Genomic DNA, 9,261 nt, shown 5'->3' with positions numbered 1-9,261 from the left:
AGGGCCTCCCCCGGAGCCCCCCGGCCTCAGGGGTAGAGGCCCCGCAGGGCCCGGGCCTCGAGGACCCGGGTGGCGGCCACCACGTAGGCGGCGGTGCGCAGGGGGATCTTCTTCTCCTGGCTCACCTGCCACACCGCCTCAAAGGCGTTCCGCAGGACCCTCTCCAGCCGCTGGTTGATCTCCTCCTCCGTCCAGAAGTAGGAGTTGAAGTCCTGGACCCATTCAAAGTAGCTCACGGTCACCCCGCCGGCGTTGGCGATCACGTCCGGCACCACCAGGACCCCCTTCTCCTGCAGGATGTCGTCCGCGGCCGGGGTGGTGGGGCCGTTGGCCCCCTCGGCGATGATCCTGGCCTGGATGCGCCAGGCATTGGCCTCGGTGATCTGCTTCTCCAAGGCGGCGGGGATGAGGAACTCCGTGGGCAGGGCCCAGAACTCCGAGGCGGGCAGGGGCTCGGCCTTGGGGTAGCCCCGTACCCCCCCGAACTCGGCCACGTGCCGCCCCAGGTCGTAGGGGTCAATGCCCCCCTCGTGGTAGATGGTGCCCGTGTGGTCCTGCACGGCGATGATGCGGGCCCCATGGTCGTGGAAGATGCGGGCGGCGGCGTTGCCCACGTTGCCGAACCCCTGGAGCACCACCCGGCTTCCCTCAATGGGGAGGCCGATCTTGGCCGCCGCCGCCGCCGCGGTCACGAACACCCCCCGCCCGGTGGCGTCACGCCGCCCCAGGGACCCCCCCAGGCTGATGGGCTTGCCCGTCACCACCCCGGGCACGGTGCGGCCCACGTTCATGGAGAAGGTGTCCATCATCCAGGCCATCTCCCGCTCGCCGGTGTTCACATCGGGCGCGGGGATGTCCCGGTCCGGCCCCAGGAGGATGCCCACCTCCGAGGTATAGCGGCGGGTAAGCCTTTCCAGCTCCCGCAGGGAAAGCTTTTTGGGGTCCACCCGGATCCCACCCTTGCCCCCGCCGTAGGGCAGGCCCACGGCGGCGTTCTTGATGGTCATCCAAGCGGCCAGGGCCATGACCTCGGAAAGGGTCACGTCGGGGTGGTACCGCACCCCTCCCTTGGCCGGGCCCCGAGCGGTGTTGTGGTGGACCCGGTAGCCCTCAAAGTGGGCCACGGTGCCGTCGTCCAGGTGGATGGGCACGTCCACGATCAGGACCCGCTTGGGCCGCTTGAGGCTCTCCGCCAGGGGGGCGTACCGCCCCAGGTAGGGCACGACCCGGTCCACCTGCTCGGTGAAGATCTCCCAGGGGCCGCCATCCTTGCCCAGGTAGGAAAGGGGTTCGCTCTTCATACGCGCTCCTATGGGTAAACGCCGCGAAGCCGGGTGGCCTCGTTAACCCGCTCCAGGGCCAGGGCCAGGGCCCCGGTGCGCAGGTCGGTCCCCAGGGCCTCAGCCCGCCCGCACACCTCGGCCACCGCCTTGGCCACGGTCTTGGCAAAGCTTGCCCGCACCTCCTCCTCGCTCCAGAAGAACATGTTGAGGTCCTGCACCCACTCCAGGTAGCTGGCCAGAAGCCCCCCGCCCCCGGTGAGGAGGTCGGGCACCACCAGCACCCCCTTGCCCAGGAGGTAGGCCTCCGCCTCGGCGGTGAGGCCGAAGTTGGCCGCCTCCAGCACCACCTTGGCCCGGACCCCCTTGGCCCTTTCCCCGTCCAGGGCGCCCTCGAGGGCCGCCAGGACCAGGTAGTCCACGGGCAGGGCGAAGAGCTCGTCCGCGGGGAGGTCATACCGGGGGAGCTCCCCCGTGGCCTCGTAGTGGCGCAAGACCCCGGCCACGTCCAGCCCCTCCTCCTGGTACATGGCCCCCCGCCGGGTGGAGACGGCCACCACCTTGAGGCCCAGGGCCTGGGCGTGGAGGGCGAAGGCCCCTCCCACCTGGCCGAACCCCTGCACGGCCACCCTGGCCCCCTCTAGGGGAAGCCCCCGCCTCCGGGCCAGCTCCTTGAGCACCAGGGCCACCCCTAGCCCCGCGGCGTCGTCCCGGCCGGCCGTGCCCCCCAGGGCGTGGGGCTTGCCCGTCACCACCCCGGGCACGGTGGAGCCCACGGTCATGGAGTAGGTGTCCATGATCCAGGCCATGACCTGCTCGTCCGTGCCCACATCGGGCCCCAGGATGTCCATATCGGGGCCGATGAGGTTGACGAGCTCCGCGGTGTAGCGCCGCACTAGGCGTTCCAGCTCCCGTTGGGAAAGGCGGGTGGGGTCCACCGCCACCCCCCCGGCCGCCCCGCCGAAGGGAAGGTCGTACACCGCGGCCTTGAGGGTCATCCAGGCGGCCAGGCCGGCGGTCTGGCCCAGGGTCACCGAGGGGTGGAGGCGCACCCCTCCCTTGGCAGGGCCGCGGGCGATGTCGTGCACCACCCGGTAGCCCTGGAAGACCCGCACCTTGCCGTCGTCCATCACCACGGGGAGGGAGACGGTGACGAGCCGCTTGGGGTGGGCCAGGTACTCCACCGTGGTGGGGTGGATGTGGGCCACCTTCAGGGTCTTCTCCAACCGCTCCAGAAAGGCCTCCCAGAGGCTTGGGTCCTCGGGAGGCCGGTAGGCGGGCAGGCTCATAGCATCACCGAGGGGGATTATACCCCGGGCCCCGGGGACAAACCGCCCTCAGGCCAGCCGCTCCGCCTCCTTGAGGGCCAGGGCCTTCAGGGCCTCCTTGTAGGGGGTTTGGGGAAGGGGTTCCAGGGCCTCCACCGCCTGCCAGGCCCGCTCCCGGATGCGGGCCTCCACCTCCTGGGCCACCCCGCTCTCCCGGGCCAGCTGCCTGAGCCACTCCAGGTCCCCCGGCTCACGGCCCCGGCGGCGGAGCACCTCCCGCACCTCGGGGAAGCGCTCCATGAGGAGGAGGGTGATGAGGGTGGCCTTGCCCTCGCGTACGTCCCCTCCCACGGGCTTGCCCAGGGCCTCGGGGGTGCCCATCAGGTCCAGGTAGTCGTCCCGCATCTGGAAGGCCTGGCCGTAGAGGAGGCCGAAGCGGGCCAGGGCCGCCCGCACCTCCGGCGCCTCCCGCCGCAAAAGGGCCGGCCCCTCGGTGCAGAGCTCCATGAGGACGGCGGTCTTGGCGGTGATGATGCGCTCGTAGTTGGCCAGGGAGTAGTCCTCCAGGGCCGCCACCTGGAACTGGAGCACCTCCCCCTCGGAAAGGGTCTTGGCCACCTGGGCAAAGCGCTCCACCAGCTCCATCCGCCCCGTCCTGGCCAAGGTATGGAGGAGGCGGGAAAGGAGGAAGTCCCCTGAGAGCACGGAAACCGCGTTGCCATAGCGGCGGAAGGCCGCCTCCTTGCCCCGGCGGGTCTCGGCGTCGTCAATGAGGTCGTCGTGAAGGAGGGTGGCGGAGTGCAGGAGCTCCACCGCCAGGGCAAGCTCCAGTTCAAAGGGGGCTCCTCCCAGGGCCCTCGAGGCCAGAAAGACCAGCCGGGGGCGGATGCGCTTACCCCCGGCGGTCACCAGGTCCTGGTGGATGAGGCGGAGGAAAAGGACGTCGGACTGGACCAGCTCGGAAAGGGCCTCCTCAAAGCGGAGCAGGGGGGCCTCGAGGGCCTCTAACGCCGTCACGCCCCCCAGTATAGCCCTAGATACCCCCAGTCTATCTGGGGTAAGACACTTCCTAAGGCCGCAAGGGGTACTTGACCTGATACTCCTGCGTCCAACGCACCACCCCGCCATTGGATGTGGTGACGTACCAGGTCACCAGATAACGCCAGTTAAGAGGTCCGCCCTGATTAAGGTGCTCTATGGCCACCCTGCCGTCCAGGCTGAAGCGGAAGGGCTGGGACTGCTTGGCCGCATAGCGCACCTGCCCATCAACCACTTCCCGGCCGGCAGGGACTTCCACCGCCACAAAACCACTTCCCAAGGACGCACCAGAAAAGACTTCATTCCCGGAGTCGTCCACCACCAGGTACTCGTAGCGCTCCAAATATCCACCCGGAGCCCCAGGGGCTACCTGAACAAAGGCGTTGTTGCCCACCACGGTAATTTTGCCCTGGTCATCCACCTCGTACCCCAGCTGGGCTGGCTCCAGGAGCACACGGTAAGGTTGCTGGAAGAAGACATCTGAACAGGCCGTGAGGGCCAGGGCCAGGATAAATCCAGCAATAAGCCTAGGTCCTTTCATAATCTCACCCCATCATCTCCTCTCGCCACTTAGGGTTCAGTATAGAGAAGGAAAGCCGCGCCAGTCCAGCCAGGAAGTCCACGTTCTCCACCGGCACCTCCTTGGGCACCTCCAGGACCACGGGGGTGAAGTTGAGGATGCCCTTGATGCCCGCGGCCACCAGGCGGTCCGCCGCCTCCTGGGCCGCCTCCCGGGGCACGGTGAGGAGGGCAATCTCTATGCGCCCGGGCACCCTCTGGGGCAGGAGGTCCATGGGCTCCACCACTCCGCCCCGCACCGGGCGGCCGATCTTGGCGGGGTCCACGTCAAAGAAGCCCCGGAGTTCAAAGCTCTCGCCGAAGCCAGGGTAGTCGGCCAGGGCACTCCCCAACCGCCCCATGCCCACAATGCACAGGCCCCAGCGGCGGTTCAGGCCCAGGATGTGGCGCAACTCCCGCTTGAGCACGGGCACCGTGTACCCCACCCCCCGGGTGCCGTAGGAGCCGAAGTAGGAGAGGTCCTTGCGCACCTGGAAGGCGGTCACCTGGGCCTCCTCGGCCAGCTGCTCGGAGCTGGTGCGGTGGATGCCCTTGGCCTCCAACTCCTCCAGGATACGGAGGTAGGTGACCAGGCGGCTGATGGCGGCGCTGGGGACTTTCATCGCACCTCCACGGCCTCGAGGCCCAAGGCCGCCACCTGGGCCTTGACGGCCTCCTTCTCCCCCTCGGCCACGGGGCCCACCCGCACCCGGTAAACCCCGTCCTTCACCAGCACCACGGGCAGGCCCATCCCCTTGAGCTTTTCCGCCAGGGCCAGGGCATTCTCCTCCTTCTGGAAGGCTCCCACCTGCAGGTAGATGACCCCCTGGGGAGGCGGGGCCGCCCCCTGGCCGCGGTACACTTGGGCCCCGTAGGCGGCCAGGGCCTGGGCCACGCGCTGGGCCTCGGCCTCGCTGGCATAGGGGCCCACCACCACCCGGGTGAGGTTCCCCGCAGGCTCCAGGCGCACGGGGTAGCCCTTTTGCGCCAGCTCCTGGCGGAGCCGGGCGGCGTTTTCCGGGCTGGCGAAGGCGCCCACCGCCACTCGGTAGCTCCCCTGGGGAGCAGGGGACGGGGGCCTCGAGGCCTGGCCCGAAGGGGTGGGTTTGGGGGTTTCTCTGGCCTCCGGCTTGGGCTCGGCGGGGGCCTGGGGCAGGGGGAGGACGGTCACCACCGGCTCAGGGGCCTTCTCCGTGGGGGCGGGGGCCTGCGGGGAAGGGGCCGGAGGGGCCACCGAAGCCGGGGGAGGCGGTGCTTCCGGGGCCTGGGGAACAACGGCCTGCCCCGAAGGGCGGGCAAAGGGATTGATGCCCGTAAGGTAGAGGACGATGCCCGCGGCCACCAGGGCGATGAGCAGGAAGATGAGGAGGTCCAGCCAGTTTTCCCGAAGCCAGCGCATCCTACCTCCGAAGGAGCTTTTGGGCCTCGAGGGAGCCCAAGGCGGCCGCCTGCCTCAGGGCCCGTTCCGCCTCCGCCTCCCGGGCGAGGCCCTGGAGGGCGACCCCCAGGTTGTACCAGGCGGCAGCGAGACGAGGGGCGCGGGCCAGGACCTCCCGCAGGAGGAGCTCCGCCTCCCCGAAGCGCCGAAGGGCCAATAGGGCCGCGGCCAGGTTCACCCCCACCTGGGGCTCCCGCCGGGCCTCGTAGAGGGGCCGGAGAACGGCCACCGCCTCTTCCGCCCGGCCCAGCTCCAAGAGCAAAGCTCCCCGCAGGGCTTGGGCCTCAGGAGCGGAAACCCCCTCCAGCAGGGCCAGGGCCTCGGCCTTGCGCCCCAAGGCGTAGGCCGCCTGGGCCTTGAGGAAGGCCCCTGGGGGGCCAGCCTCATCGGCATAACGGTAGGCGTTCCGGTGGTCCTTAAGCTCCAGGTAAGCCGAGGCCAGGGCCAAGGCCACCTGGGGCTCCGGGCTCACCCGGTAGGCGGCCACCAAGAAGCCCAAGGCCCCCTTGGGGTCCCCTGCCTGGAGGCGGGACTGGCCCAGGAGGTAGGCCGCCTCCCACAGGGAGGGGTCCAGGGCATAAGCCTCGCGCAAGAGGGGCTCGGGGCGCTCGGAAAGGAGGGCCTTGCGCAGGAGGAGGCGGGCCCGGTCCTTGCCCTCCACCGCCTGGAGCCCCCGGTCCAGCTCCCGCAGGGCCCGGGCCTTCAGGCCCTCCTCGGCCAGGATGCGGGCCAGAAGCTCCCAGGCCTCCGCCACCCTGGCCTCCTGGTTGAGGAGGGCATAGAGCACGGGCACGGCCTCCGCCCGGGCCCCGGAGGCGTACAGGGCCTTGGCCAGGGCCAGGCGGTAGGCCAGGCTACGCTCCGGGGTGAGGCCTTTTTTTAGGGCCTCCGCGGCCTCCTTGGCCTGCCCTGCCTGGAGCAGGGCGGTGGAAAGACCCAGGTAGGCCTCCTCGGTGGGCCTCAACTCCGCGGCCCTGGCGAAGGCCTCGGCCGCCTCCTGGGGCTTGCCCAGGCGCAGGTAGACCTGGCCGAGGTTGAAGTGGCCCTCGTAGCGGTCGGGGAAAACCCGGACCATCTGGTCAAAGGCAAAGCGGGCCTCGTCCAGACGCCCCAGGCGGAAGAGGGCCGCCCCCAGGCCCAGGTGGGCCTCAAAGCGGCCGTAGTCCTGGGCCAGCACCCCCTCATAGGCCAAAGCCGCTTGGGCGTAGTCTCCCGCCTTGAACAGCGCCTCCGCCTGCTCCAAGGAGGGCTGGGCCCAGGCTAGGCCCAGTCCCAGGAGAAGCGGCAGGGCTTTGCAAAAGGGTTTCGTCATAAGGGCCTCCAAACCCGTCGTTGCCCTTAGCATAGCACAGCTCCAGGGGAACCCCCGCCCGTTTTGCTATCCTGGGTACGTGGGCCCGGCTCCCCACAAGGCCTCGGACCTGGATGCCCCCAGGGTCCTGGTGCTCAACGCCGCCTACGAGGTCCTGGGGCTGGCCAGCATCAAGCGAAGCGTCCTCCTGGTGCTTTCGGGAGGGGCGGAGATGCTTTCGGAAAGCGGGCGCTACCTGCACACGCCTTCCACCAAGGTCCCCGTCCCCAGCGTCATCCGCCTGAAGCGGCTGGTGCGGCGGGGGCCAAGCCGCGTGCCCCTGAACCGCCGCAACGTCCTGCGGCGGGACCGCTACACCTGCCAGTACTGCGGCCGCCAGGGAAGCGAGCTCACCGTGGACCACGTCCTGCCCAAAAGCCGGGGCGGCCAGAGCACCTGGGAGAACCTGGTGGCCGCCTGCCGTCCTTGCAACCTCAAGAAGGGGGACCGCACCCCTGAGGAGGCCGGCATGCGCCTGCAGAAGCCCCCGCGGGCGCCCAGGGCGCCCCTTTTTTTGGCCGAGCTCAAGGAAATCCCTGAGGACTGGAAGCCCTACCTCGAGGCCCTCTTGAGGTAGCGCGCCCCTACCCCCGGCACCTCCACCTGCCCCTGGAAGCGGGAGCCCGTCAGGAGGTCCTCCCAGGTCCCCTGGGGAAGGGGCAAGAGGGCGGGAGCCTTCTGGTTGTTGAAGGCCAGGAGGAGGCGCTCCTCCCCTTCCCCACGCCAGAAGGAGAGCATGCCCCCCTCGGCCAGGTGGGTGGCCAGGTACCCCCCGCGCAGGGCGGGCTCACGGGCCTTCAAGCGGGCGAGCCCCTGGATGAAGGCACGCATCTCTCCCTGGCAGGCCTCCCAGGGGATGGGCTGCCGCTGCAGGTCCAGGGGCTCTTTGGCCCCCTGAAGGGCACACTCCTCCCCCTGCCAGACCACCGGGGCCCCGGGCAGGGCAAAGAGCAGGGCCCAGGCCAGCCGGGCCCTGGCCACGTCTCCTCCCAGGTCGGAAAGGAGGCGGGAGGTGTCGTGGGAGCTGATCAGGTTGAACCCCATGGCGCTGGCCGCCTCGGGGTAGAGGGCGTAGGCCTCGGCCAGCTGGGCCAGGGCCCGCGGCCCCCCGAAAAGGGCGGGATGGAGCCCCTGGGCGTAGCGAAGCACGATGTCCCGGCCGAGGGCGTAGTTCATCAGGCTGTCAAAGGCCTCCTCCCCCACCCAGTCTGGGGCCCGCCGCCAGATCTCCCCCACCAGGTAGACCTCGGGGTTGAGGGCCCTGAGCCTACCCTTCAGCTCGCGGAAGAAGGCCTTGGCCTCCAGAAGGTCCTCGGGTACGTCCACCCGCACCCCATCAAAGCCAAAGCGCACCCAGTGTTCCGCCACCCGGTAGAGGTAGGCCCGCACCTCCGGGTTTCCCGTGTTCAGCTTGGGCAGGCTCCCCACCCCCCACCAGGCCTCGTAGGCCGTGGCATCCCCGGGCTTGAAGGGGTAGCGCCGGATGAAGTACCAGCCCCAGTAGGGGGAGGCCCTTCCCCGCCGCACCACGTCCTGGAAGGCAAAGAAGCCCAGGCCCGTGTGGTTGGGGACGAAGTCAAAGAGGACCCGTATGCCCAGGGCGTGGGCCCGCTCCAAAACCCCCCGCAAAAGGGCCTCATCCCCCAGGCGGGGAGCCACCTGCAGGTAGTCGTGGGTGTCGTAGCCGTGGACGCTTCCCGAGAGGAAGATGGGGTTGAGGTACAAAAGCCCCACCCCCAGCTCCGCCAGGTAGGGGAGGCGCTCCAAAAGGCCCTTCAGGTCCCCCCCGTAGTACTGGTGGCAGCAGTGCAGCGGGCTTGGGGGGTCCTCCCAGCGGGCGAGGTGGGGCCTGGGGCCACCCCCTTCCTGCCAGACCTGGTTGAAGCGGTACTCGTCGCTTTCTAGGGCCAGGGCATCGTTGCCGGCATCGCCGTTTTGGAAGCGGTCGGGGAAGACCTGGTAGCCCACCCGCTCCCCCACCCAGGGCAGGGCCTGGAAGGGCCGGGCAGGCGGCTGGAAAGGACCCAGCACCCGCTCGCCCCCCTGGGTGCGCAGGCGTATCCGGTAGGGTGCGGCCTCGGGCAGGAGGCCCCGCCAGACCTCCTGCCCGGCGAAGACCAGCTGGCGGGCCATGGGCCAGACCCGGCCTTCCTGGAGCAAGGAGGCCTCCCGTACCGCCTCCGCCGGGGCCTGGAAGCGCACCGCGTACCCCTGGGGCAGGCGGGAAAACTGGGCGGGGTTGGCCGGGTCGTGGGCCTGGGCCAGGGCCACCCCCAGGAGGAGGCTAAGGAGCCCCCCGAGGACGTGGAAGCGTTTCATGACCCGAGT

9 protein-coding genes are annotated in these 9,261 nt (G+C 69.8%); 1 reads left to right on the top strand and 8 read right to left on the bottom strand.

Annotated elements, in window-relative coordinates; genetic code table 11:
* Positions 1–26 precede the first annotated feature (26 nt).
* The 7 genes from B128_RS0105775 to B128_RS0105745 are packed head-to-tail and all read right to left on the bottom strand — an operon-like array spanning position 27 to position 6,894.
* Positions 27–1,301 (bottom strand): Glu/Leu/Phe/Val family dehydrogenase, encoded by a 1,275-nt coding sequence (locus tag B128_RS0105775; protein ID WP_018111328.1) that lies wholly within the window; start codon positions 1,299–1,301, stop codon positions 27–29.
* 8 nt (positions 1,302–1,309) lie between these two features.
* Positions 1,310–2,569 carry a Glu/Leu/Phe/Val family dehydrogenase gene (locus B128_RS0105770; protein WP_018111327.1) on the bottom strand — a complete coding sequence of 420 codons (1,260 nt, stop codon included), beginning with the start codon at positions 2,567–2,569 and terminating at the stop codon, positions 1,310–1,312.
* 48 nt (positions 2,570–2,617) lie between these two features.
* On the bottom strand, positions 2,618–3,565 hold the full coding sequence (locus tag B128_RS0105765) for a polyprenyl synthetase family protein (RefSeq protein ID WP_018111326.1): 948 nt from the start codon (positions 3,563–3,565) through the stop codon (positions 2,618–2,620).
* A 52-nt stretch (positions 3,566–3,617) separates the two neighbouring features.
* Entirely contained in the window at positions 3,618–4,127 is a 510-nt protein-coding gene (locus B128_RS0105760) for a hypothetical protein (RefSeq protein ID WP_018111325.1), read from the bottom strand.
* 4 nt (positions 4,128–4,131) lie between these two features.
* Positions 4,132–4,767, bottom strand: coding sequence for a redox-sensing transcriptional repressor Rex (locus B128_RS0105755; RefSeq protein WP_018111324.1), 636 nt, complete (start codon positions 4,765–4,767; stop codon positions 4,132–4,134).
* Complete coding sequence (locus tag B128_RS0105750; RefSeq protein ID WP_018111323.1) at positions 4,764–5,543, bottom strand: SPOR domain-containing protein; 780 nt, start codon at positions 5,541–5,543, stop codon at positions 4,764–4,766. The genes B128_RS0105755 and B128_RS0105750 overlap by 4 nt, the downstream gene beginning before the upstream one ends.
* 1 nt (position 5,544) lies before the next feature.
* Positions 5,545–6,894, bottom strand: coding sequence for a tetratricopeptide repeat protein (locus tag B128_RS0105745; RefSeq protein ID WP_018111322.1), 1,350 nt, complete (start codon positions 6,892–6,894; stop codon positions 5,545–5,547).
* 79 nt (positions 6,895–6,973) lie between these two features.
* On the opposite strand from B128_RS0105745, the gene B128_RS0105740 reads away from it, so the two are divergent.
* On the top strand, positions 6,974–7,510 hold the full coding sequence (locus tag B128_RS0105740; RefSeq protein WP_018111321.1) for an HNH endonuclease: 537 nt from the start codon (positions 6,974–6,976) through the stop codon (positions 7,508–7,510).
* On the opposite strand, the gene B128_RS12260 is transcribed toward B128_RS0105740, so the two are convergent.
* The gene (locus tag B128_RS12260; protein WP_018111320.1) at positions 7,486–9,252 is read right to left on the bottom strand and encodes an alpha-amylase family glycosyl hydrolase; all 1,767 of its coding nucleotides are present in this window, start codon (positions 9,250–9,252) and stop codon (positions 7,486–7,488) included. The two genes, B128_RS0105740 and B128_RS12260, sit on opposite strands and share 25 nt — an antisense overlap.
* Positions 9,253–9,261: the final 9 nt, after the last annotated feature.

The sequence above is a fragment of the Thermus igniterrae ATCC 700962 genome (assembly GCF_000376265.1).
GTDB classification, from domain to species: Bacteria; Deinococcota; Deinococci; order Deinococcales; family Thermaceae; genus Thermus; species Thermus igniterrae.
Note: the sequence above shows the minus strand (reverse complement) of the source record. Positions and strands in the feature narration are given on the sequence as shown.